Here is a 25,013-nt window from a genome sequence, read left to right as displayed (position 1 = left end):
AATGAGTCAGGTGGACATGTGGGAATTGCTTCCCTTGTGTCCGCCTGACTCTTTATTTATCAACTCATTACTATTTGGCGTTCACCAATTGTCCGCGTGTAACTCCAAGCTGGTTGGTGGCTTTCAGACTCTTCCATACCTGCGTACCGGAGATTTCGCCGCGCAACGCACGGCTGTACAGACTGATAACCTCCGCCACCTGCTCCGGCGTCTCTTCTAGAAACTCAACACGGAAAGAAGAAACTCCATGTTCGCGGAAATTGCTCAGGTATTCAGCACCTGACTGTTCAACCGCGTTGAACACGGTGTTGCGGCAGCCTTCATCCACACGAACAGGATGAGCCATCCCGATCCGGTCCTGCAGCGAAGCTCGTTGCTCTTCGCAAGGACGGCCGCAGTTCGTGAAGTCTGTACCTTCACTCATAAAAGTACAGTATACGCAGTGCTCCGTATGGAACATCGGCAAATGCTGGTGGATGACAATCTCCATGCGTGACGTATCACTGTGGCCCAGCAGATCGACCATCTGTTGGATGTTCAGGTCATAAGATGGAGTTACCACATCACAGCCTGCTTCCAGGAACAGGCTTACTGCCTTATGATTGGCGATGTTCAGTGAGAAGTCGCCAATGAGGCGCGGATGAACAACATCCGGGTGCTCCATGCGGCTGCGCAGATAATAATACAGCGCGCCAGTGTTGCGGACGAGCACCGCATCCGGCTGCAGGCGAAGAATATTGGCGTGGTAGCCATTCTCGCCCGGCATATGAATGCGTGGCGTCGCCAGCGTAATGCTGGCCCCCGCAGCCCGTACAGCATCGACTGCTGCCGGGAACTGCTTGATGAATTCGAAGTCGGCGTAAATGCTGTGCACGCCGACGTCGAGAGCAGCCTGCACCTGCGGCAGGCTGCGGCATAGCACGGTGAGCTCCGCTTCACCGTGCGGGACACCCGCGACGCCCCGAGGGGCCGCGTCGCTGTAGATCTCGACCTCCCGTTTCACGTAGACGGGAGGTTTCGGGCGCTCGCCCGCAAGCAGCTCCACCGCGCGGCGGCGGATGCTGTTCAGCTCGCGCATGGGCACAATGACGTCGCCTTCCAGATGCGACTCCAAAGCGCCAAGCTGGAAGACGGTCCCGCCGAGGCGGCCGAATTGTTCTTCCAGCAGCGCTGCGTCCATCGGGCGCTTTTGCGCATATTCCAGCGCAAGCTCCGAGTCCACACGGACGGTCGTGTTCTTCTGCACGTCCGTCCACCAGGTCGCGAGCGGCTCGCCGATGCGGCCTTCGACCTTAATATCGACCGGGAAGACCCGGTACGGCTTCTCGGTCTCATACGTCTGACGCAGCGCCTTGTCGAGTGCTGGGTCATTCGTCTTCCAGATGCGGTCGCCGACATGCAGGCGGCGCAGGTCCACATCGTTGCGGCCAGCAACGATATCGACGATCCAACCTTCTCCGGCTTCGCCTTCCAGCTTCACGCCTTTACGGCGCAGATCGTAGACGCGTCCGCCTTCTTCTTTTTTGGCCGGATCGCCTGCGTCAAAAACAATACCATCCCCCCGCTTCAGTGGGGCATGAATACGGCAGACTACGCCATCGCGCAAAATTTGCTCCACGGTTCCCATATAGACACCCCGGCTTTTCGGAAAGGTGCCGTCCACCAGCATTTTATTGTTCGTGCCATCCAGGAAGCCATGCGTGAATCCACGGGAGAAGCTCTGCTCCAGCTCGCGCATTTCCTCCTTGGACGGCTCGGACCAGACTCCGTCAAAATAACGGTCGATCGCCTTGCGGTATTTGCTGACCACGTTGGCTACATATTCCGGGCTTTTGAGCCGGCCTTCGATCTTAAAAGACGTGACGCCAGCCTCGATCAGCTCCGGCATAAGATCAATAGCCGCCAAATCCTTAGGGGAGAGTAAATAAGTCACATCACCCATCGGCTTAATTACTCCGTCCACCATCAGATCATACGGCAAGCGGCAAGCTTGCGCACATTCGCCACGGTTCGCGGAACGTCCACCCCACATCTCCGAGGTCAGACATTGACCCGAATAAGAGACGCACAGCGCACCATGCACGAATACTTCCATGGGCAGGCGTGCTTGTTCGCCAATCGTACGGATCTGCTTCAGATTGTTCTCGCGGCCTAGCACAACGCGTTCCAGCGAGAACGGCTTCGTAAACTCCACCGCCTCTGGCGAAGTAATCGTCATCTGCGTTGAGCCATGAATCGGGAAATCCGGTGAGATTTCACGGATCATTTTAACTAGACCTAAATCCTGCACAATCACTGCATCCACACCCGCATCTACGCAGATATCAATCAGTTCCTTTGCCTCCAGCAGCTCATTCTCGAACACCAATATATTAAAGGTCAGGAACCCTTTCACACCATAACTGTGCAGGAACGCCATGATCTCCGGCAGCTCATCTGAGCGAAAGTTGTTCGCTCTAGCCCGTGCATTAAATTTCTCTACGCCAAAAAAGACCGCGTCCGCCCCATTCGCCACCGCTGCACGCATGCACTCCCAGTCACCCGCTGGAGCTAACAGCTCCACGTCTTGTCTGCGTATTTCTTGCTTATTCATTTATATCCTCCCAAACCGCCGCGAGGCGGGTCATTTCTAGATGTTTAACTTATTGATTGTATCAAATATCACACCTCCGCGCCATGTGTTTACCACATTTTAATAGAAAAAGTGGCGATTCGCAGACAATCATTTGCATTTGTATCTGCAATGACACATTTAACATCCCTATAGAAATGATCCAGTGACACCATCGGCTTAAACTTCCTAAATTCCCCAAAATAATTAGCACATGCTGTTATTTGCCACTCAGCCTCCCTCATTAGAAGCGCAGACTTATGCATCTCATAAACTACCCTATAAGTAACCTGATTTTATCTCGCTTTCCTGAAAATGTTGTATGAAATCCAACTTTGCGATGCAATTTTTGCCTACTACGCTTAAATATTGTATGAAATCCAACATTCTCATTCTCCGGTAGCTTCGATAGAGGTGAATCCTGTATTTAGTACAACAATGCGTTAAATCACGGCTTATCTCATATGGAATGTTGTAAAAAATACAGGATTTCTACCGACACGCCAATCAGGGCTAGAGAGATTCCTCTTTAGCCCTTTTAAAACAAATCTAATTTTGTCTCAAGCCCCTGATCCCTTAATCTCTCTATAAATGTTGTATGAAATCCAGCTTTGCGATGCAATTTTTGCCTACTGCGCTTAAATACTGTACGAAATCCAACATTCCTCATTTTTCGATAGCTTCGATAGAGGTGAATCCTGTATTTAGTACAACAATACGTTGAATCACGGCTTATCTCATATGGAATGTTGTAAAAAATACAGGATTTATGCTGAATATCAATAGCGCTCTGCTAGCCTCAGCCTCAGAGCCTCAACTCCCCCCTCTTAAAAAAGCTTCGAGGAGAGCCCTTCCACCGGTTCATAAGCACAAGTATATTTATTCTTGATAATCGGTCGTAACATGCCCTTAGTTACCATGCTCTGCAGCCACTTGCGGGCTGTACGAAAATCCACCTCATAACGATTCATGACATCCTTGGGGCGGATCGACTTCCCCAAATTCCACGCCAGACGTATAAGTTCATGCTCTACAGGAGTAACCGGATTTGTAGTACTATTCCTCATCAACGAAGGGCCAACCACCATCTGCAGCAGCATCCGGCAGATCTCGGGGCGATTCTGAACGTCATCGACTGAGAAGTGAATGACTCTCCAGCCCATCCCCGCCAAAAAAGTGTCCCTGTTTAAGGAGTAACTGAATCTCTCCCGATCCATGTCCTTGATGTGACTTTGAAATCCATCACACTCCAGGCCAAAGCGGCCAAAGGGCGGAAGGAAAGCAAAATCCATAAATTGCGACTTCCGGTTCCAATCGTACACCTCGTATTCGGGATGCAAATCGTTGAAGTTACCGAACAATGGCCACCAGACATTTTGCAGAAATAACTTTTCCGCATACAAATGTCCTCTCCGCAATCGCCCTCTCCGTTCCCCTGTTCTAAGGGCTAAATGGCGATCCAGCAATAATTGATGCTCCTCTTCGAATTCCACAGGCATCCTCCTCGTTCTTTCCTTTTTTCTCCATAAAAAAAGAACGCCCCTCTGCCAAATTTGGCATGAAAGGACGTTCTTCGTCTGAGCAAATTATATCACTTGCTAATTAGAGCGGCAATGATCTGTGCCCCTCAGCTCCCATCCCCCGTAAACCGGAACGATTGTAGTGTTTGGTCGAGGATGGCCTGCTGCTCAGCAGTAGCATTGGCATCATCCAGCGATAGGGTGATCGTATAGACCACTTCATTATTACTAAAAACTATTTGCTTGATAAGACTAGGAATGCCGTTTTTGCTCTGATGCACGGTCAGGGTCGTAGCTGGTTGACCGGCAAAAGTAGACTCCACTACACTTTCAATTCGCGGACCCTTAGGATCAGCATTTTTGTTCTGATAGTAATCCTTTAGCAGATTCACAGCATATTCTACTGACCCTTCCGGGTTCGCATAGATCTGGAACCGCCCGCCGGTGAAACGATATTCCACATTTTGCATCTCAAAGGCATCCTGATAAGGGGTCCATAGACGCGGAATATCCACGACGAAGCCGTAGGTTTTGGATATTTTGGTGATTGATTTATTTTTGAGTGCGGTATAATCATCCACGTCCAGCCGCCCAAAGTTCTCTTTAATTAGGTCAAAATCAATATCAATAGCAGCTAAAATATCCGCGAATCGAGCCTTATCGGCTTCCTCATCCGCAGGTGTCATATATTGAAAATAATAGCGGTATCCATTCTTCAACAGCAGCACCTGATATTCTGTTGCCCAACCATTGCCGAAATTGAGCTGCATTTCATTGATCTGCGCCTGCACACCGGAGACATCCGCCATTGTGGTTCCTTTCAGTGCGTATGCAGTTGGGACAAAACTCTCGCGGGTCTTCCTTTCCAGCTCTTGCGACCAGGTGCTCAGAGTAGAGCCGGAGGGCGCTGAAGTCACCTTTACTTTTAGCTGGCTACCCTGGTTACTCTCAAAAATCAGATGCTGCTCATCCATGCTCCAGTTGGCGGGAATTTGCAGTGAGAGGCCATAATCTTCATTGTAGGCTGGACGCAGGCCTTTCACTACGGTGGAAAGATCACGGATTTTTTTATCCTTGGTGTCAAAAGAAGGCTGGAAGGAGTTCAGCAGTCCGTTATATTTATCGAGATCTTTATAATTAACGGCTTTATCGTCCGTCAGATAAATCTCATACAATCTCCCGTCAGCGTAGTATTGTCTGCCTTCCCATATGGCACCGCTGGTATCTTTACTGACAATTCGTGCATACGGAACAGGTCCTTGTGGGAATGTCTCCCGGTCAAATACAGTTTCCCCGCCTTCCTCCGCGTCACGCACCAGCTGTTCCAGCATTTCTTCAGGTTCTACCGAAACCTCCTGCTGTGTTGCATGGACCTCCAAATAATAAAGGTTTTCCGCACTCATAAAAGTAGCTACACTCTCATTTCCGCCACTGTCGCCCACAATAAGTCCAGAGGGATAATTCATACTCCAATGGAAATAGCTATTCCCTATTCGAGTCTTGCCTACATCGCTGTCTATTCCATTCTCAACTGGAGTCTCCTCATCGACTTCAGTTGGCACCAGAGTAACCAGAAGCTCTCCACCGTTCCCTGGAGAAATTCTCGCCCCCAGCACTCCTGCTACGTAACGCAGCGGCACCATCAGCACATCCCCAGCTATACGCGGAGGTGCAGTCAGCTTAATCTTGACTCCATCCTTCCAAGCAGTTAAGCTGCCAATCGTCATCGCCCCTGTGTGCGGGCCATACATGACTTTCACTACATCATCCTGTTCCAGAGAAACTGTGCTGCCAAATGCTTTTTTAAAAACACCAAGAGGGACCATGACGGTACCGTTCTCTATAAAAGGCTGCTGGATCACAACTTTTTTTCCATTTACCGTAGCCGCAGTACTGCCGACCTTAAGACTTAACTGAAGCTTAGCAACCTCTGCCGCTTGCACTGTCTTTGCCGGCAACAGAGTTAGCAGCAATAGTAAAGCCAGCAGAACAGACATCCCCCGCACTATGATTTTGCTTCCCATCTTCCATTCCCCCTGATCCGCATCCATCTTACTCTTCCGGTTGCTCATCGCCATCTGCTCCCGAGTCCTCTACGCTCATCAGGGGATCGCCCTGACCGAGCACCAGCTTGCGGACAATGATATCGCCATCACTCTGCATCAATAACCGAACAGTTGCGCCCGGCACGTAGCTTTTGAACAATTCGTTAATATCAATCAAGGAGGTGACCCGGTGACCATCAATGCTGTACAGGACATCCCCTTCAGTTATACCTGACTTACGCGCTGATGCAGTATCCACTTTGGTTACTGTCAACGGGTCTCCCGTAGGAATCCCCACTATGGCGGACCAGCTTTCCTCCAGCTCCATCCCCAGACTTGGGCGTTTGACCTCTCCATACTTGAACAGCTGATTCATAATATATTGCACAGTCTCAGTCGGGATAGCAAAGCCCATATTCTCCACACCAACCGCAGAATACTTCAAGCTGTTAATTCCCAGCACTTCGCCTTTCATATTAAGCAGGGGTCCCCCGCTATTGCCAGGATTGATCGCCGTATCACTCTGGATAAGCCGATAGGCTGCATCTACTTTGCGATCAAGTCCGCTAATAACGCCTACGGTAGCCGAGTTCCTTAGCGAAAAGGATATCGGTGTCCCGATAGCAATAACCTTTTCTCCAACTAGAGGATCGACTGCCGCTGAGGCAAATTTCGCTGGCTTCAGGGACTTGGCATTGATCTTGATCAGCGCCAAATCGCTATACTCATCTGCATAACTCTCTGTAATGCTGTACTTTTTAGCATCCGAGGTCACCACTACGACATTCTGCAGATCCTTGATCACATGCGCGTTGGTTATAATCCAGCCATTGCTTTTGATAATAATGCCAGAGCCATGGGTTAGATTGTAACGGTCATCGGGTCCACTGGAATGTTCTCCCGAGGATTTGCCGATAATGCCAACTACTGAAGGAGCAGCAGCTTCTATGATTTGTGGCACTAAGTCCTCGGAACTTACTAGATTCTTCAACTTGCTAACAGATGCAGCAACGCCAAGCTCCTTGATTGCCTTTCCTGAGATCCCTTCGCTCAGCTGTAACCCATTTGTAGCAACGGAGCCAAACGCTGAAGCATTTCCTCCCCAACCCACGGTTAGCAGCATTCCGCACAGCAATAGGCTTAAACCCGTCTTCCTCATGCGCTTCTCTCTCTCCATCACCCTTCACCGGACCCTCTCTCTTTATCCCTGATACATCGATCGTATGAAATATATAACTCCCTACATTTTTAAAAGACGCCTTTAACTGCCGCCGAGGGCGCTAAAGGTGTCTTTTAGTAGAAAACTGTGCAATTATTGCCGCATAGGCAAGCGGTGCTCTTAAGTTAACTCACCCAGTTCATAACCATGGCGTAATCGGAGATCACAAACACAAGCAAGCTTACAGCTCCGAAGGCAATCGCAAATTTATTCTTCTGGGGGGCTTTCAACAACCGGACGACACCGACTAAGATAAGAATGGTGAACAAAATCATAAATACATCGAAGGTATGAAATTTAGACGGTCCTTGCGCGGCAGCTTCTGCAAGCAGCATGGCATTACCTCCTCGAAAGTTTTGTCAAAGTCCCCATATTACCTTCTATGTTATCGCTACCATTTCGGTGACGCAATAGTTAATTCATAAAAAAACATCAATTTGTCGCAAAAATATATTTTTGAGCAGCTTTTTTAACATCAGTAATGACATTAATCATTGACGAGTTAAATAAACCATTCATTTATCAAAGAACAAAGTCTTTCTATGAATCTTACTACGGACAGGCTCCAGATATGCCTATTTCATTTATTAGCAAGTCCTTAATTCGGTATAAGGAATCGTTATGCCCATTGCTACAACTTTCACATACGGTAAATCCTAATTATGTTAACATCGAACATGTTATCTTACTGATTTCAGCGAGAAATATAGAGTAATTATATTGATTCATGCTAGATTTGAGGAGGGTTCACCTATGGCTTACGATCCGATTTGGACTGCTAATCCGGATAAACTGAGCAAGTTTGAATTAGTTAAGCTGGAAAAAGACGGTCTGGACGTAATTCGCACCATTATCGAAGAATATGCAATAAACGGCTATGACTCCATCACCGCTGAAGATATGGACCGCTTCAAATGGGCCGGTGTCTATCAACAGAAACCAAGAGATGGCCACTTCATGATGCGAGTGCGCATCAATACAGGCATCATGACTGCTGCGCAAGCGCGGGCTCTTGCCGAGATCGCCAGATTGTACGGGAGAGAGCTCATCGACATTACAACCCGCCAAGCGATCCAATTCCACTGGCTGACAGTTGAGAATCTGCCGGATATTTTTAAACGCCTGGAAGCTGTTTCTCTTTATTCCTACGAAGCCTGCGGCGATTGTCCGCGTACGATCGTGGGCAATCCGCTCGCAGGTATCGACAAGAATGAGCTCATGGACACTACAGAGATTGTGGAAGAGATCAATAGCTTTTTCGTGTTGAATCGCGACTTCTCTAACCTGCCGCGCAAATTCAAAATGTCCATCTCAGCCAATATCTACAACAACGCGCAAGCGGAGATCAATGACCTTGCCTATACTCCAGCTGTCAAAATCATCGACGGAAACGAAGTTGCCGGCTTCCATCTGATGGTGGGTGGTGGATTGTCCGCCAAACCGCATTTGGCCCAAAAACTCGATGTGTTCGTTCGGCCAGAGGAAACACTCAAGGTTGCCATTGGCGTCATTACCCTCTTCCGGGATCATGGATATCGTGAGAAACGGCATCATGCCCGCCTGAAATTCCTTGTCGCTGACTGGGGTGCAGAGAAATTCAAGGAAGAGCTGATTCAGCTTGTCGGTGAGCTTCCAACACGCGGTGAAGACAAGACAATCGGCTGGCAAGCCGCTTACTTCGATGGTATCCATCCACAGCGGCAGGAAGGGCTCAACTATGTTGGCCTGAATGTTCCGGTCGGACGTTTAAATACAGAAGAGCTGCTGCAACTGGCAGAGCTGGCTGAAGTTTACGGTGACGGCAGACTCCGCACCACCATGTCGCAAAATATCATTCTTAGCGGTATAGCAGACGATAAACTTACGGCCTTGCTGCAAGCGCCGGTCCTACAGCGTCTGAGTCCAACACCCAAAAACTTCATTAGCCGTACGGTATCCTGCACCGGCAACGAGTTCTGCAGTCTCGCTATCGTTGAGACGAAGAAACGTGCCGTCAGTGTTGCTGAATATCTGGACGAGCATGTGGAGCTTGATGAGAAGCTGCGCATTCACTTCATCGGCTGCCCTAATGCCTGCGGACAAAAGCAGGTAGCTGACATTGGACTTCAAGGTTCACTGATCAAGACACCTGACGGTATGATTGATGCCTTCGACATCGCCGTTGGCGGTACGTTAGGCGGTGGCGATCTGCGTCCTCCGGCCCAATTCGCCCGCCCACTGAAGGGGCGCGTACAGGGAGACCGGGTGGCACCCGTGCTAGTGCAGCTAATCTCGTTCTACAAAGAGCAACGTACCGCTGGCGAGAACTTCCAAGAGTTTACCGAACGAGTAGGCATCCCCGCTATTCAGGAACAACTGACCGCTATTCTAGCGGCTGAGGCCTCTTGAGGAGGTGACTTAGCTGCTGCGAAGAACTAGTACCTGCCCAGACTTGTTTTGGGTTTGGCCTTGCTTCCTAATCTGTTTCACACTGGGTTGAATGACCTTCTAAATTAGTATCGGATACAGCATATAAAGGGCCGCGGCAATCTCGCCGTGGCCCTCCTATTTATGTTGGCCAATTATTTATTGGTTTGGGTACTCTCATCCAATCAGCGAGATTGACCACCCTTAATTGCAGATCATGCAGTTAAAAGTGATGATTTGAACCACTTGAATCACTTAACTGCAGTTCATACAACTACATAAGTTGAACTATTGAATCACCTCACTCACCAGTGAAAATGCTGGATAAAATACAACAATAGTTGTTACATATACTCCACAATCAGTCATTGTTGTATAAAATACAACTTTCACTAGCAATGGAGTCTTTTTCGAACCGGAATGTTGTATTTCATACAATAATTTAACTTTATCAAGCTTTTTCCCAGAGGAATGTTGTAAAAAATACAGGATTCATCCGAATGATCCTTCTGACCGCCCCATTCCCCTATGGACAAGCTTTCTTTAGTTCAACTTTATATACATACCAAATAATCAATGGATAAGAACGGCCTTACCATTTATAACAGTACAAAGTGCAACTAAACGAGCTGCATTTGCTGCTTTAGTACTTCAGCCCTCTTCTCAAACTGTTTCCGAGGTCTGCAGCATAAGGGCTTCGGTCCGCTCTGTATCTCGGATCAGCACAGGCTTCAGATACCTGCCGGTGTAAGACTCCGTAACCGTTATAATCTTCTCTGGTGTTCCTGTCGCTAGCACGGTTCCCCCGCCACTGCCACCTTCGGGGCCCATATCGATGATATAATCGGCTGTCTTAATGACATCCAGATTATGCTCAATCACGAGCACGGTTTCACCAGAGTCTACTAAGCGATGCAGCACCTCAAGCAGACGGCCAATGTCATCCACATGCAGACCTGTTGTTGGCTCATCCAAAATATAGAGTGTCTTGCCCGTACTGCGGCGGTACAGCTCGGAAGCAAGCTTCACGCGCTGCGCTTCCCCACCGGACAGGGTTGTTCCCGATTGACCAATCTTAATATAACCGAGACCGACATCCAGCAGAGTCTGCATTTTACGGTGAATACGGGGAATATTTTGAAAAAAGTCTACTGCATCCTCTACAGTCATTTCCAGGACGTCCGAAATATTTTTACCTTTATACTTCACTTCCATAGTTTCGCGGTTATACCGTTTGCCTTTACAGATTTCGCAAGGAACGTATACATCCGGCAAGAAGTGCATCTCGATCTTGATAATTCCGTCTCCACGGCAAGCTTCACAGCGGCCGCCCTTCACGTTAAAGCTGAACCGGCCCTTCTGGAAGCCGCGAATCTTGGCCTCATTAGTCTTGGAGAACAAATCACGGATATCGTCGAACACTCCTGTATAGGTTGCCGGATTGGAGCGTGGTGTACGCCCGATCGGTGACTGGTCAATCTCGATCACCTTGTCCAGATGCTCCAGCCCTCTGATTTCCTTATGCAGACCCGGACGTACCTTCACAGCCTTATTCAGCTGCCGCGCCAGACTCTTATACAGAATCTCGTTAATAAGCGAGGATTTACCAGAGCCAGACACACCAGTCACCGCAGTAAAGACGCCGAGTGGGATCTTAACATTCACATTCTTCAGGTTGTTCTCTCTGGCACCACGGATTTCCAGCCACCGGTCGTCGGTAGGACGCCGTTTGGAGGTGACGGGGATGAACTTGCGTCCACTTAAATAATCACCGGTCAAGGAATTCGGATCATTCATAATCTCCGCTGGTGTCCCTTGAGCAATAATCTGCCCGCCATGGATGCCAGCGCCTGGACCGATATCTATGATATAGTCGGCAGCCATCATCGTATCCTCGTCATGCTCAACAACGATCAGTGTATTGCCAAGGTCGCGCATATGCGCCAGTGTGGAGATGAGACGTTCATTATCTCGTTGATGCAGACCAATGCTGGGCTCATCCAGAATATATAGCACTCCCATCAGACTCGAACCAATCTGGGTAGCCAAGCGGATACGCTGTGCTTCACCGCCAGATAACGAACCTGCCGCACGGCTTAACGATAAATAATCCAGCCCCACATTTACCAGGAAGCCGAGCCGACTACGAATTTCCTTGAGGATAAGGTTAGCGATAGCCGTCTCTTTTTCACTGAGCATAATCTCTTCAAAAAATCCCAAGCAATCCCCAATAGAAAGATCCGTCACATCGGCAACATTCTGATCGTTGATCGTCACTGCCAAAATCTCTTTCTTCAGACGTTTACCTTTGCAGACGTGACAAGGTTTAGCGCTCATAAAGCCTTCGATGAATTCACGTATGCCGTCGGACGCAGTCTCGCGGTAACGCCGTTCCAGATTGGGAATAATGCCTTCAAAAGCAACCATCGCATCCTTCTTCTGGCCAAAGTCATTCTCATAACGAAAACGAATTTTCTCGCTGCCCGTACCGTTCAGCAGCTTAGTCATTTGCTCCGGGGTCAGGCTGCTAACCGGAACGTTCTGGGGAATCTCAAAATGCTCACAGACCGACTTCAGAAACTGCGGATAATAATTGGATGTACTGCCCGTCCAGGCTAGAAACGCGCCTTCTGCGATGCTTTTTTCGGCATCCGGGATCAGTAAATCAGGATCAACTACCATCTTCAATCCAAGACCGTCACACTCTGTGCAAGCCCCGAACGGACTGTTAAAAGAGAACATACGCGGAGCCAGTTCTTCGATACTAAACCCGCAGACCGGACAAGCAAAGTTAGAACTGAACAACAGCTCCTCCTGGCCGATAATATCGACAAGAATCCTGCCTCCAGATAGCTTCAGCGCCGTTTCGATCGAATCCGTCAGACGTGTCTCAACATCATCCTTAATCACAATACGGTCCACAACCACTTCGATCGTATGCTTCTTATTCTTCTCCAGTTCAATATCCTCAGATAAATCACGCAGCTCGCCATCCACACGAACGCGGACGAAGCCTTGCTTGGAAATGTCGGTAAAAAGACCCTTGTGTTCGCCTTTACGCCCCGAAATAATCGGAGCTAGAATCTGTAGACGCGTCTTCTCAGGATACTGCGTAATCCGATCAACCATTTGTTCAACGGTCTGGGAGGTTATCTCAATGCCGTGATCCGGACAATGAGGATGACCAATCCGGGCAAACAGCAGCCGTAAATAATCATAAATCTCCGTTACTGTACCTACCGTCGAGCGCGGGTTACGGCTCGTGGTTTTCTGGTCAATGGATATAGCCGGGGATAAACCTTCTATAGAATCGACATCCGGCTTCTCCATTTGGCCTAGGAACTGGCGCGCATAAGACGATAAGGATTCGACATAACGCCGTTGGCCTTCAGCATAAATGGTATCGAACGCGAGTGAGGATTTGCCTGAACCGCTTAGCCCCGTCAGCACGACGAAGCGGTCGCGTGGAATCGTCACATCGATATTCTTGAGATTGTGCGCCCTCGCGCCCTTAATTACTATATTTTCGATCGCCAACGGTATAACATCTCCTTTAGAGCTATTTCAGTGCTATTTTAAAATATTTTCGATCCCTCCCAAACCCTCCCTTAGCCAAGGGAGGGCCCCAAGGGCTGCGCCCTCTGGACACCCACAAGGTTGGCGAAGGAGATTGGTAGGGACGTTGTTAGTTACTTTGGTGCTAGGAACGCTTGTCCCTACGGGACCGCTTGAACGTTAGTCGCGGTTAAGTGCTAAGGGCGCTCTCCCTACGGGAATCGCCAACGGCAAGAACGCTCTCCCTGCGGGAATCGGCTGACGTCGAGTACCGGCGACGTTGAAATACTACGTGCTAAGATCGCTCTCCCTACGGGAAACGCTAAAGTTTGAGCACAGGACATCATTATTTAAAAAGAACGGCCTGGACAGCGCCGTTCGGACTTTAACAGCAAACGCGATGGTAGAAGTAATCACTCGGCTCGCAGCTCCATCAATGCATCACGCAGCTCGGCTGCGCGTTCGAATTGCAGGTCCTTGGCAGCTTTCTTCATCTCGGCTTCCAGACGCACTATGAGACTCTGGCGGTCCTTCTTGCTCATCTTGCCGCCGACACCTGTGAGGTAATCGGCTTTGGCTTCAGCAACCTTTGTAGCTTCGATAATATCGCGTACTTTCTTATTGATCGTTGTAGGTGTAATGCCATGCTCCTCATTATGCGCAGCCTGAATGATACGGCGGCGTGTGGTTTCACCGATAGCCTTTTCCATAGAGTCGGTTATACGGTCTGCATACATGATTACGCGACCCTCAGAGTTACGGGCAGCACGGCCCATGGTCTGGATTAGTGAACGCTCTGAGCGAAGAAAGCCCTCTTTATCGGCATCCAGAATAGCGACCAATGACACTTCCGGTAGGTCCAATCCCTCTCTTAACAAGTTAATACCCACGAGAACATGAAATGTACCGAGGCGGAGATCACGCAGGATCGCCATCCGCTCCAGGGTCTTGATATCAGAGTGCATGTAGCGCACCTTAATGCCAATTTCCTTAAAGTAATCGGTCAGATCCTCAGACATCTTCTTCGTCAGGGTCGTAACCAGCACACGCTCGTCACGCGCAACCCGATCGTGGATTTCACTGATCAGATCATCGATCTGACCTTCTGAAGGGCGAACCTCTATCGTAGGGTCTAAGAGGCCGGTAGGCCGGATAATCTGCTGCACCATCGTCTCGCAGTGCTCTAATTCATAAGGTCCAGGTGTAGCTGAGACATAGATGACCTGCTTCACTTTTTTCTCAAATTCCTCGAACTGGAGCGGACGATTATCAAGCGCAGACGGGAGACGGAAGCCATGCTCTACCAAGACCGTCTTACGCGCCCGGTCACCATTATACATTCCGCGAATCTGCGGCAGGGTTACATGAGACTCATCCACAACGATCAGCAGGTCCTCAGGGAAATAGTCCATTAAGGTAAAAGGGGTTGCACCTGGCTCACGGAAGGTGAGAGGGCCGGAATAGTTCTCGATCCCAGAGCAGAAACCGACCTCGTTCATCATCTCAATATCATACCGTGTCCGCTGCTCCAACCGTTGGGCTTCCAGCAGCTTGCCGGCATCACGGAGCACCGTCAAGCGTTCTTCCAGTTCCCGCTCAATGTTGACCAGCGCCACACGCATCGTTTCTTCTTTGGTTACAAAGTGAGAAGCCGGAAAAATAGCGATATGGTCGCGTTCCGCAATTAACTCCCCGGTCAACACATCAATCTCGGTAATCCGCTCAACCTCATCACCGAACAGCTCTACGCGGATAGCATGTTCCCCTTGTGAAGCTGGGAAGATTTCTACCACGTCACCGCGCACACGGAAGGTTCCGCGCACAAAATTGATATCATTACGCTGGTACTGAATGTCTACAAGCCGGCTCAGAATCTGAGCGCGCGGCTTCTCCATTCCCACTCGAAGTGACAACAGCAAACTTCCGTATTCTTCTGGTGAACCGAGACCATAAATACATGATACACTGGCTACTATGATCACATCGCGCCGTTCAAATAAAGAACTGGTCGCGGAGTGGCGCAGCTTATCAATCTCTTCGTTTATGCTGGAGTCTTTCTCGATGTAAGTGTCGGAGGAGGGAATGTACGCTTCTGGCTGGTAATAATCGTAATAGCTGACGAAGTAGTCTACCGAATTATGCGGGAAAAATTCCTTGAACTCACTAGCTAGCTGTGCAGCCAAAGTCTTATTGTGTGCAATCACCAGCGTTGGACGGTTTAACTTGGAAATCACTTGTGCGATGGTAAAGGTCTTGCCTGTACCCGTCGCTCCCAGCAGCGTCTGTTCTCTCTTGCCCTGCCGGATGCCTTCTAATAACTCCTCAATGGCACGAGGCTGATCGCCCTGGGGTGTGTACTCGGACTCCAGTTCAAAAGTCTTCGTACTAACGACAATATCATTCATTTGCCCGTCTCCCCTCTATCGTCTAAAATATATGAATATATTATAATTGTTGTCTGAATGTTACCACTCCATACTAATGTGAAAAATATGGAAGATAGGAATACGTGTTCCCGTTCATTATACATTGTTGCCCAGATCGATGCAAACCATAATATATAGAAATTTAAGGAGCTTGAATCATGGATATCACCTCAATAATTGGTTTATTAGCCGGCGCAGTTGCATTAATCGGCGGTTTTATCTGGGAGGGCGGCAGCTTATCCGGCCTGTTGCAGCTGAATGCTGCATTAATTGTGTTTGGAGGTACATTCGCCGCTGTTATGATCAGCTTTACGGCTTCCAGACTGCGTTCCATTCCTGCAGCATTACGCTTGGCCTTCGGCAGCAATCCCAATAATGATGAAGAGAAAGCCGAAGAAATCATCTCCATGGCAGCTATTACCCGCCGCGGTGGTGTTTTGGCCTTAGAAAAAAGGGCGGAAGCGCATCCTGATCCCTTTACCCGCGAAGGACTGCTGCTTATTATCGATGGTACTGATCCTGATCAAGTCCGGCAGATTTTGGAGCTGGAGATGGACGCTAGGGAACTAAAACATGAGAGCTACGCCAAAATCTTTGAAGCAGCCGGCGGTTACGCTCCTACAATGGGCATAATTGGTACGGTTATGGGACTTATACGTGTACTAAGCAATCTTTCCGACCCCTCAAATTTGGGAGCTTCCATCGCTGTGGCCTTTACAGCCACACTCTATGGCGTCGCAAGCGCTAATCTACTATTCCTTCCCATCGCCTCCAAGATTAGGGCTCAGAGCCAAAGTCAGATTCATACCATGGAGATGCTGCTCGTCGGTATTCTTTCTCTGCAGAATGGAGATCCACAGCATTTGGTACGCAAAAAGCTGAGCTCCTTCATGTCAGAATCTGCCAGTGATGAGCGATCGGTAGCAAGAGGCTTCCTATGAGACGAAGAGAACGGCGCAACCGGCGATCAGGCGGCCATGAAAGCCGTGACCGCTGGATGATCACATATGCTGATCTGATTACACTTTTACTTATTTTTTTCGTGATTTTGTTTGCAATGAGCAGCCTGGACACCGAGAAATATAATATTGTAACGGGTTCACTATCAGAGACCTTTAAGGCTGGAGGGTCTATTTTAGACGGTGGAAACGGAATTTTGGAGGGCGGACAAGGAAAAGACAATAGCGGAGCTAAACCAACTTCTAGTAATAGCACCGGTAATGGAGCGGGAAGTACTGCAGGAGAAGACGATACGGAGTCGCCTTCGGCACGGGAGCAAGCCTTTCGCGAACAAGAGGCCAAGCTTGCTGACTTAATGGGTGTTATCACCAAGTATGTGAAGGATAATAATCTGGGGGACCAGATTTTCGTAGCTGATAAGCCACAGGGCATCGCTATTACGCTGAGCGACCGCTTTCTGTTCGATGTAGGTAAGGCGGACCTGAAACCCCTCTCCTTCCCTGCTCTCCGCCAGTTAGGCAGTCTGTTCAACGGAATTGGTGCTACGATCAGCATCGAAGGGCATACCGATAATATACCGGTATCCGCGGGTTCGCGTTATAACGACAACTGGGAGCTGTCCGGTGCCCGCGCGCTATCTGTACTGCGCTTCTTTCTGAACACTGAAGGGCTGAATCCGGCCAACTTTCAATATGCAGGATATGCAGATACCCGACCAGCCGCGAACAACACTACGCCTACGGGTCGGCAGAAAAACCGCCGCGTAGCCATCACAGTTCTGCGACAGCTACAGGCAGAAGAATAAGCTGCAACTAAGACAAGATTCCCAGATCAGTAGAATATATAAAACACAAAAAGACAGCGCTCAAACATTAGTGACATCCAATGTGAGAGAGTTGTCTTTTTTAATAAAATTCAGCTCATAAAGTAAATTATTCGCCCACCAATTCACGATAAGCAGCCGCGTTTAGCAAACCCGAAGTAGCCTCCGCAAAGTCACCTTCAAGCTCCAATTCAAAGATCCATCCACCGCTGTATGGCTGATCGTTAATCAGCTCGGGGCTGGCTTCCAGTGCATCGTTAATCTTGGTCACTGTGCCCGATACAGGCGAATATAATTCCGATACGGTCTTGACGGATTCAATGCTACCTACGCTGTCACCGGCTGTTATGGCTGCTCCGATCTCCGGAAATTCTACAAATACGATGTCGCCTAATAAATGCTGGGCATGATCCGTAATTCCTACACGAACAACCCGTCCTTGTCCCTCTGCCCATTCATGCTCTTCGCTGTATAGCAGATTGTCTAACACTTCGCTCATTCCAAGCCGCCTCTTTTCGTAAATGTGGAGTTACAAATTTAGTTATAGCCTAAGTTATCCACCTGCAACATGTCAACATAACTAACAGGAAAATTAAATTTGTCATCTTTTTGACGTTTTTTTGTTGACAGCGGTACTATATACCAAGTTTAATGGAGACAGTAGAAAATTATACGGTTTGCGAATGATGGCATAGGGAGAGACTGTCTCAACAAGAAGACAGCGCCGAAGGAGTAAGCCTGATACGGGTGAATCTCTCAGGCAAAAGGACCTTTGCCGGACGCATCTCTGGAGAGCATCAGGTGCTGCTATACAGCAGCGTTCTGGTCACCAACGGGGAAACCTGCCTGGGTTATGGCTTGCGGCAGGGTAACTCTCAGGTACAAAGGACAGAGCGGAAGATTAAAATATGCGTTAGCATATTTGTCTTCCGCCTGTCCTTTTTTGTCTGTAATCAACCAAGGGGAGTGACAACATGGATGCTTTGAAAAGAACGCCTTTTTATGATCTCTACGCGCAGTTTCCCGAGTCCAGGTGTATTGATTTCGGCGGCTGGGAACTGCCCGTTCAGTTTACAGGTATCGTGAAGGAGCATGATGCGGTCCGCCAGCAGGCTGGGCTGTTCGATGTATCACATATGGGTGAGTTCATGGTAACAGGCAGTGACGCAGAGGCTTTTTTGCAAAAAATGACAACCAATGATGTCAGCCGCCTCCAAGACGGCGGGGCGCAATATACGCTGCTCTGCTATCCGACAGGTGGCGTAGTAGACGATTTGCTGGTATACCGCCTCGCTGAAGGCCGTTATATGCTGGTGGTAAATGCCTCGAATATTGACAAGGACTTTCAATGGCTGCAAGAACATCTAACCCCTGACTTCGGTGACGTCACGCTTATCAATGTCTCTGACGATACGCTGCTGCTGGCGCTGCAGGGTCCGCTCGCGGAGAAGATTCTCGCTACGGTTACCGACGCTCCGCTCGGTGAGCTGAAGCCCTTTCATTTTATCGAACATGCTACAGTCTGTGGCGTTGAAGTACTACTGTCCCGTACCGGCTATACCGGTGAAGACGGTTTTGAGCTTTACGCACCACTTAATACTGCAGCAACCCTATGGAATGGCCTGCTGACAGCCGGTGCTCCACACGGCTTAACGCCGACAGGTCTTGGCGCCCGCGACACGCTGCGCTTTGAAGCGAAGCTGCCGCTCTACGGTCAGGAGCTTTCAGCTGACATTACGCCACTTGAAGCAGGAGTGCAGTTTTTTGTGAAGCTGGATAAAGTGGACTTCATCGGCCGCGAGGCTCTATTGCAGCAAAAAGCAGCAGGTCTTCCCCGCCGCCTCGTCGGTCTGGAGATGATTGACCGCGGTATCGCGCGTTCGCACTATCCCGTGTACGCTGATGGCGTGAAGATCGGTGAAGTCACAACCGGAACTCAATCCCCTACGTTGAAACGTAATCTTGGATTGGCACTGCTGGATGCCGCCTACACTGAGATAGGCACAGAAATTCTTGTAGAGATCCGCGGCAAGCAGCTTAAGGCTGTTGTGATCAAGGCCCCTTTTTACAAAAAAAGTCAAGGAGTGAACCCATAAATGAAGCACCGTTATCTGCCTATGACCGAGCAAGACCGCAGCGAAATGATGGAAGTTGTCGGGATTCAGTCCATCGATGAGCTGTTCTCCGATATTCCAGAGGCCGTTCGCTACAAGGGAACGATGGCGATGTCAGAACCGCTGGACGAGTACGCACTGCTGCGCCATATGAAAGCTTTGGCTGACCAGAATGCCGACTTTGATACCCATGCCAGCTTCCTCGGAGCCGGACTTTATGATCATCATATCCCGGTTGTGATCAACCATGTCATTTCCCGCTCCGAATTCTATACCGCTTATACGCCTTACCAGCCGGAGATTAGCCAGGGTGAGCTGCAGGCGATCTTTGAATTCCAATCCTATATTTGCGAGTTAACGGGTATGAAAGTAGCCAATGCCAGTATGTATGATGGCGCTACCGCCTTCTCCGAAGCTGCGGTCCTCGCGGCTGGTGCGACAAAACGTAAAAAACTGATTGTTTCCCGCACCGTTCATCCCGAAGCTCGCCAAGTGCTGCGCACTTCGGCCAATGCTTGGGGTCTTGAGGTTGTGGAAATTGATTATAAAGATGGCGTGACCGATCTGGCTAAGCTGGCTGCCGCCATCGATGGCGATACCGCCGCCGTACTGGTGCAATCGCCGAACTTCTTCGGCGGCATCGAGGATCTTCGCGCAGTCGAGCCGCTGATCCACGCTGTTAAAGGCCTGCTCGTCGTCAGTGCCAACCCGATTGCGCTTGGCGTGCTGGAAACTCCAGGCAAGCTTGGCGCCGACATCGTAGTCGGCGATGCCCAGCCGCTTGGCATTCCGGCTTCGCTTGGCGGTCCAACCTGCGGCTTCTTCGCCGTAGCTGAGCCGCTGATGCGCCGTATGCCGGGCCGGATCGTGGGCCAGACCGTTGACCGTAACGGTAAACGTGGTTTCGTACTTACCCTGCAAGCGCGTGAGCAGCATATCCGCCGCGAGAAAGCGACATCGAACATCTGCTCGAATCAGGCACTGCTGGCACTTTGCGCTTCAGTTTACTTGTCCGTGATGGGCAAGGAAGGCATGCGTGAGGTGGGCGAGCTGAACATTCGCAAAAGCCATTATGCCGCCGGCAAGCTCGGCGAACTAACTGGTGCTACGCTAACCTTCTCCGCTCCTTTCTTTAATGAATTCGTCTTGAAGCTTCCTGAAGGAAGCAATGTCAAAGCTATCAATTCCAAGCTGATTAAGGAAGGTTATATTGGAGGCTATGATCTGGGCCTCGATTATCCTGAGCTTGCTGGACATATGCTGATTGCCGTCACGGAAAAAAGAAGCAAGACTGAAATCGACCAATTCGCTAGTGTACTGGAGGGCTGTGTATGAAACCGGAACAAAGTCTGATCTTTGAATTAAGTCGCCCGGGCCGCTCGGCCTATTCCTTGCCTCTATGTGATGTGCCTGAGGAACAGAGTATATCCTCCATGATTCCTGAAGGGCTGCTGCGCAGCCAGCCGGTAGTCCTGCCGGAAGTGTCCGAAGTGGATGTCATCCGCCACTACACTGCTCTTTCCCGCCGTAACTTCGGGGTCGACAACGGCTTCTATCCGCTCGGTTCTTGTACGATGAAATACAATCCGAAGATCAATGAAGATGTTGCCCGTTTCCCAGGCTTAGCCAAGATCCACCCTTACCAGCCGGAAGAAAGTATTCAGGGTGCACTTGAACTTATGTATACTCTGCAAAAAGATCTCACCGCGCTGACCGGCATGGATGCCGTCTCCCTGCAGCCTGCCGCAGGCGCTCACGGGGAATGGACCGGCCTGATGATGATCCGCGCCTATCACGAGAGCCGTGGCGAGACCCGCACCAAGGTTATCGTGCCCGATTCCTCGCACGGTACCAACCCAGCCAGCGCCTCTGCTGCCGGACTGGATACGGTAACGATTCCTTCCAATGATAAGGGAATGGTCGATCTTGTGGCCCTCAGAGCCGCCGTCGGCAGCGACACCGCTGCACTGATGCTGACCAACCCCAGTACATTAGGATTATTCGAGACGCAAATCGTCGAGATTGCTACGATCGTGCACGAAGCAGGCGGCTTGCTCTATTACGACGGAGCCAACTCAAATGCCATTATGGGCATTACCCGCCCCGGCGATATGGGCTTTGACGTGGTGCATTTGAATCTGCACAAGACAATGAGCACCCCGCATGGCGGCGGGGGTCCAGGAGCCGGACCTGTTGGCGTGAAGGCTAGACTCATTCCTTTCCTGCCACAGCCAACAGTAGCGAAAAAAGAAGATGGCAGCTTCACACTCGACTTTGGCGGCCCGCAGTCCATCGGCCGTGTTAAAGCTTTCTATGGCAACTTCGGCATTCTAGTTCGGGCGTATGCCTACATCCGCACCTACGGTCCGGATGGTCTGCGTGAGGTATCCGAAAATGCTGTACTGAACGCCAACTATATGATGCACCGTTTGGCGCCCTATTTTGAAATTCCCTTTCCAGGCATCTGCAAGCATGAATTCGTCATGTCTGGCAGAAACCTCAAGCAATACGGCGTGCGCACATTAGATGTTGCTAAACGGCTGCTCGACTTCGGCTACCACCCGCCAACCATCTATTTCCCGATTACGGTGGAGGAATGCATGATGATTGAGCCAACCGAAACGGAAAGCAAAGAAACACTCGATGGCTTCATCGATACGATGATTCAGATCGTCAAGGAAGCCCAGGAAACGCCGGAGATCGTCATCAACGCGCCTCATACCACGGAGATCAGCCGTTTGGATGAGACGCAGGCAGCGCGTAAGCCGGTGCTGAATTGTTCTTGCGGTTGAGCAGCTATACTGACGAATAAACAGTACACCAGCGGCCCATCCTCCAAGTCTTTAGTAGACTTGGAGGATGGGCCGCTTTTTTTCTAAATCATGTCAGCTTTGAATCATTCCATGGGAATAAAATTAACATCGTTCCAATTCAAATAATTATAATGTTATAATGTTTAATGAGTAGATACACTATTGCACTGGAGGGACTACATCGTTGACAAAGCGGACTATCAAGTCATCCATAGTATCCAAATTTCAAATGAATTGGAATCATTTTAAATCCAAATTGCTCCTGAAATATGCCCTTTCATATATCCTCATTTTCCTAATCCCACTGACTGGTGTAACCATATTCGTTTATGAGAGCGCTGTTAAAGGCCTTCGTTTCGAAATCGAACAATCCAATATCAATCAATTGAATCAAGTTAAATTTACGATTGACGCCCGCATGACTGAACTACAGGAGATATCCGGCAGAATCGCTTATGACAAGTATCTAACTCCTTACATGGTCCGGCACCCTTACTATAGCCTCGAGGCCATTCAGGCTTTAGCCAACTATAAAGCTAACAACAGTATAATAGAAGACTTGTTCCTGTATTTCCACAACGACTCTATCATTTATTCCTACCGCGGCTTGACGAATTTAAATGTAGTCTTCGACACCCTCTATCAGTTTGAGCATTGGAAGCGGGAGGATTTGATCCGGGCACTTAATGAAACGAAACAGCCGTTGATGCGCCCTGCTGAGAATGTTACAGTCTACTCCCGCAAGGACTCTATGCTGACTCTACTCGTACCCATTAAACCCAATGATCCCTTTCCTTATGGAACGGTTGTTTATTTAATGAAAGAATCCAAACTCACTGGTGTTATGGACTCCATCCTCAGTGACTTCACTGGCAGCAGCTATATTTTTAGCCAGAGCGGCGAAGTGCTCACCGCTAACAATCACGGACTAGCCCTGCCGAAGGAAGATCTGAGCACCTTATCTGTCCTTGAGCCAGGGATTCACAACTTGATTCTTAATGGTGAACAGCATTCTGTTGTTTCCGTCAAATCCGAGCAGAATGACTGGACCTATATGACCACCATGCCGAGCCATCAATTTTTCAGCCGCGTTGCCCAAGTCCAGACTTTAATCCTACTGGTGTTCAGTGTAGTCGTCATCACCGGAGTCCTCGCAGCCTTTCTACTTGCCAAACGTCAGTATCATCCGATTAAGGATCTGATGGAATTTACCAAGCTGAGAAACAGCAGTGCTGAACCCTTCAAAACACACAATGAATGGGAATGGATCCGGCAAACCATTCACGATTACAGCACCAGAATCGACATGCAAGAGCCTTTCGTCCGCAACCAGTGCATGCTGCTTCTGCTGAAGCACGGCAAACCTGATGATCCTGAAATTGCGCAGATGATTGCTAACGCAGGACTTGAGTTCCCTTCTGGACGAGGACTGTATTTCTCAGTCATTCTATCCTGGGAAGATGCGGTTGAAGATGAGAAGTCGTCCAATGAACGACCTCATTTGCTGGAGCTACTCAGCAAAGTGGAATTCCCTGAATGGGGAGTACACATCTCCGGTGTCGAGTTCTCCGCAGAAGCTCAATTCGCGCTGATCATTTCATTTCCTGCTGAAGGCAGTGGATCGGTGAAGAATAGGATAGAAGAAATCATCGATGCTATTAAAGCTATGATTATTAATCATTCCCAACAGATCCCAAGTATCGGAGTAGGAAACGTGTATCCGGATCTGGCACAATTGAACCAGTCCTTTATCGAAGCGGCTACAGCCTTGGAGCATCGTATGATCGGCAGCAACCACGTTACCTATTTTGAACTTTTGACAGAGCTTACTTCTCCTGATGCGGAAGGTTTCTGGATTCCCAAGAAGTCGATGCTAAAACTGGAGCAGAGTCTCAAACAAGGCAATGAATCGGTAACCATCCAGATGATTACACATAACATGAATACCATTAAGGAGGAACCACTGCCATTACAGCTACTACGCTGCATTTGTTTTGACCTGTTGAACTCTCTCCTGCGAACTGCCTCCGAGCTCGGAATGAATCGAGTATTCGCAAATATTTCCGCCTACACATCCTTTGAGACGCTGGAAGAACTGGAGGATAAGCTGTTGTTCCTAGCGACAGAAATTTGCCAGCAAGTGGAACGGAACCAAGAGACTAATCAATCCACATTAATCGATGATATTGTTATTTATGTGAATCAACAGTTCGCCGATTATACACTTAGCCTCGAGCACGTAGCGCTGAAGTATTCCATCTCTACCTCTTACCTAAGCCGCAGCTTCAAAGAAAAAACCAGCTACAATTTCTCGCAGTACATCTGGCTACGACGTGTGGATGAAGTCATCCGGCTGCTTGAGAGCACCAGCGCCCCCCTTAAGGAAATCATTGAACAGGTCGGCTATCTGGATGCACCCAATTTCATCCGTAAATTCAAGAAGGAAACCGGATATACTCCGGGGCAATACCGCAAGCTGCATGCTACAAAGGCTTTGAAGAAGTAGTGTGAATGAAATAAA

Annotated in this window: 15 protein-coding genes and 1 riboswitch; of the genes, 7 read left to right on the top strand and 8 right to left on the bottom strand. The window is 49.2% G+C overall.

Going from position 1 to position 25,013, the window contains the following annotated elements:
- Window positions 1-70: 70 nt before the first annotated feature.
- The 5 genes from GJB61_RS15265 to GJB61_RS15245 all read right to left on the bottom strand — a co-directional run bounded on the left by GJB61_RS15265 (window position 71) and on the right by GJB61_RS15245 (window position 7,730).
- A complete protein-coding gene (locus tag GJB61_RS15265) occupies window positions 71-2,593 on the bottom strand; it encodes a U32 family peptidase (RefSeq protein WP_154119342.1) in 2,523 nt (840 codons plus the stop codon).
- A gap of 845 nt (window positions 2,594-3,438) precedes the next feature.
- Window positions 3,439-4,104 (bottom strand): hypothetical protein, encoded by a 666-nt coding sequence (locus GJB61_RS15260; RefSeq protein ID WP_420819749.1) that lies wholly within the window; start codon window positions 4,102-4,104, stop codon window positions 3,439-3,441.
- 134 nt (window positions 4,105-4,238) lie between these two features.
- Complete coding sequence (locus GJB61_RS15255; protein ID WP_195724343.1) at window positions 4,239-6,203, bottom strand: stalk domain-containing protein; 1,965 nt, start codon at window positions 6,201-6,203, stop codon at window positions 4,239-4,241.
- Complete coding sequence (locus tag GJB61_RS15250) at window positions 6,184-7,335, bottom strand: S1C family serine protease (protein WP_154119339.1); 1,152 nt, start codon at window positions 7,333-7,335, stop codon at window positions 6,184-6,186. The genes GJB61_RS15255 and GJB61_RS15250 overlap by 20 nt, the downstream gene beginning before the upstream one ends.
- A gap of 185 nt (window positions 7,336-7,520) precedes the next feature.
- Window positions 7,521-7,730, bottom strand: coding sequence for a DUF2759 family protein (locus tag GJB61_RS15245; protein ID WP_154119338.1), 210 nt, complete (start codon window positions 7,728-7,730; stop codon window positions 7,521-7,523).
- A gap of 418 nt (window positions 7,731-8,148) precedes the next feature.
- On the opposite strand from GJB61_RS15245, the gene GJB61_RS15240 reads away from it, so the two are divergent.
- Window positions 8,149-9,783, top strand: a complete 1,635-nt coding sequence (locus tag GJB61_RS15240) for a nitrite/sulfite reductase (protein WP_154119337.1) — start codon at window positions 8,149-8,151, stop codon at window positions 9,781-9,783.
- Window positions 9,784-10,464: 681 nt separating this feature from the next.
- On the opposite strand, the gene uvrA is transcribed toward GJB61_RS15240, so the two are convergent.
- Both uvrA and uvrB read right to left on the bottom strand, forming a co-directional pair.
- Window positions 10,465-13,338 carry an excinuclease ABC subunit UvrA gene (uvrA, locus tag GJB61_RS15235; RefSeq protein ID WP_154119336.1) on the bottom strand — a complete coding sequence of 958 codons (2,874 nt, stop codon included), beginning with the start codon at window positions 13,336-13,338 and terminating at the stop codon, window positions 10,465-10,467.
- 431 nt (window positions 13,339-13,769) lie between these two features.
- Window positions 13,770-15,761: an excinuclease ABC subunit UvrB gene (gene uvrB, locus GJB61_RS15230; protein WP_154119335.1), complete on the bottom strand. Its 1,992-nt coding sequence runs from the start codon at window positions 15,759-15,761 to the stop codon at window positions 13,770-13,772.
- Window positions 15,762-15,940: 179 nt separating this feature from the next.
- On the opposite strand from uvrB, the gene GJB61_RS15225 reads away from it, so the two are divergent.
- Together GJB61_RS15225 and GJB61_RS15220 are read left to right on the top strand one after the other, a co-directional pair.
- Complete coding sequence (locus GJB61_RS15225) at window positions 15,941-16,723, top strand: flagellar motor protein (RefSeq protein WP_154119334.1); 783 nt, start codon at window positions 15,941-15,943, stop codon at window positions 16,721-16,723.
- Window positions 16,720-17,547 carry an OmpA/MotB family protein gene (locus tag GJB61_RS15220; protein WP_154119333.1) on the top strand — a complete coding sequence of 276 codons (828 nt, stop codon included), beginning with the start codon at window positions 16,720-16,722 and terminating at the stop codon, window positions 17,545-17,547. The genes GJB61_RS15225 and GJB61_RS15220 overlap by 4 nt, the downstream gene beginning before the upstream one ends.
- 127 nt (window positions 17,548-17,674) lie before the next feature.
- Here GJB61_RS15220 and gcvH read toward each other — a convergent pair whose 3' ends face one another.
- A complete protein-coding gene (gcvH, locus tag GJB61_RS15215) occupies window positions 17,675-18,064 on the bottom strand; it encodes a glycine cleavage system protein GcvH (protein ID WP_154119332.1) in 390 nt (129 codons plus the stop codon).
- 184 nt (window positions 18,065-18,248) lie between these two features.
- A riboswitch (glycine riboswitch) is annotated at window positions 18,249-18,347 on the top strand.
- A 192-nt stretch (window positions 18,348-18,539) separates the two neighbouring features.
- On the opposite strand from gcvH, the gene gcvT reads away from it, so the two are divergent.
- The 4 genes from gcvT to GJB61_RS15195 all read left to right on the top strand — a co-directional run bounded on the left by gcvT (window position 18,540) and on the right by GJB61_RS15195 (window position 24,998).
- Window positions 18,540-19,661 carry a glycine cleavage system aminomethyltransferase GcvT gene (gene gcvT / locus GJB61_RS15210; RefSeq protein WP_154119331.1) on the top strand — a complete coding sequence of 374 codons (1,122 nt, stop codon included), beginning with the start codon at window positions 18,540-18,542 and terminating at the stop codon, window positions 19,659-19,661.
- Window positions 19,662-21,014, top strand: coding sequence for an aminomethyl-transferring glycine dehydrogenase subunit GcvPA (gene gcvPA, locus GJB61_RS15205; RefSeq protein ID WP_154119330.1), 1,353 nt, complete (start codon window positions 19,662-19,664; stop codon window positions 21,012-21,014).
- Window positions 21,011-22,471 (top strand): aminomethyl-transferring glycine dehydrogenase subunit GcvPB, encoded by a 1,461-nt coding sequence (gcvPB, locus tag GJB61_RS15200; protein WP_154119329.1) that lies wholly within the window; start codon window positions 21,011-21,013, stop codon window positions 22,469-22,471. The genes gcvPA and gcvPB overlap by 4 nt, the downstream gene beginning before the upstream one ends.
- A gap of 205 nt (window positions 22,472-22,676) precedes the next feature.
- A complete protein-coding gene (locus GJB61_RS15195; RefSeq protein WP_338115839.1) occupies window positions 22,677-24,998 on the top strand; it encodes a helix-turn-helix domain-containing protein in 2,322 nt (773 codons plus the stop codon).
- The last annotated feature ends 15 nt before the right edge of the window (window positions 24,999-25,013 follow it).

Origin of the sequence: Paenibacillus monticola (genome assembly GCF_009664975.1) — a bacterium.
In the GTDB taxonomy this organism is placed as follows: domain Bacteria; phylum Bacillota; class Bacilli; order Paenibacillales; family Paenibacillaceae; genus Paenibacillus_AQ; species Paenibacillus_AQ monticola.
Note: the sequence above shows the minus strand (reverse complement) of the source record. Positions and strands in the feature narration are given on the sequence as shown.

What these genes read in the sequence shown, in the direction of transcription:
- GJB61_RS15265 (WP_154119342.1), bottom strand. Translation starts at nt 2,593, where the DNA reads ATGAATAAGCAAGAAATACGCAGACAAGACGTGGAGCTGTTAGCTCCA.
- GJB61_RS15255 (WP_195724343.1), bottom strand. Translation starts at nt 6,203, where the DNA reads ATGAGCAACCGGAAGAGTAAGATGGATGCGGATCAGGGGGAATGGAAG.
- GJB61_RS15250 (WP_154119339.1), bottom strand. Translation starts at nt 7,335, where the DNA reads ATGAGGAAGACGGGTTTAAGCCTATTGCTGTGCGGAATGCTGCTAACC.
- GJB61_RS15245 (WP_154119338.1), bottom strand. Translation starts at nt 7,730, where the DNA reads ATGCTGCTTGCAGAAGCTGCCGCGCAAGGACCGTCTAAATTTCATACC.
- GJB61_RS15240 (WP_154119337.1), top strand. Translation starts at nt 8,149, where the DNA reads ATGGCTTACGATCCGATTTGGACTGCTAATCCGGATAAACTGAGCAAG.
- uvrB (WP_154119335.1), bottom strand. Translation starts at nt 15,761, where the DNA reads ATGAATGATATTGTCGTTAGTACGAAGACTTTTGAACTGGAGTCCGAG.
- GJB61_RS15225 (WP_154119334.1), top strand. Translation starts at nt 15,941, where the DNA reads ATGGATATCACCTCAATAATTGGTTTATTAGCCGGCGCAGTTGCATTA.
- GJB61_RS15220 (WP_154119333.1), top strand. Translation starts at nt 16,720, where the DNA reads ATGAGACGAAGAGAACGGCGCAACCGGCGATCAGGCGGCCATGAAAGC.
- gcvH (WP_154119332.1), bottom strand. Translation starts at nt 18,064, where the DNA reads ATGAGCGAAGTGTTAGACAATCTGCTATACAGCGAAGAGCATGAATGG.
- gcvT (WP_154119331.1), top strand. Translation starts at nt 18,540, where the DNA reads ATGGATGCTTTGAAAAGAACGCCTTTTTATGATCTCTACGCGCAGTTT.
- gcvPA (WP_154119330.1), top strand. Translation starts at nt 19,662, where the DNA reads ATGAAGCACCGTTATCTGCCTATGACCGAGCAAGACCGCAGCGAAATG.
- gcvPB (WP_154119329.1), top strand. Translation starts at nt 21,011, where the DNA reads ATGAAACCGGAACAAAGTCTGATCTTTGAATTAAGTCGCCCGGGCCGC.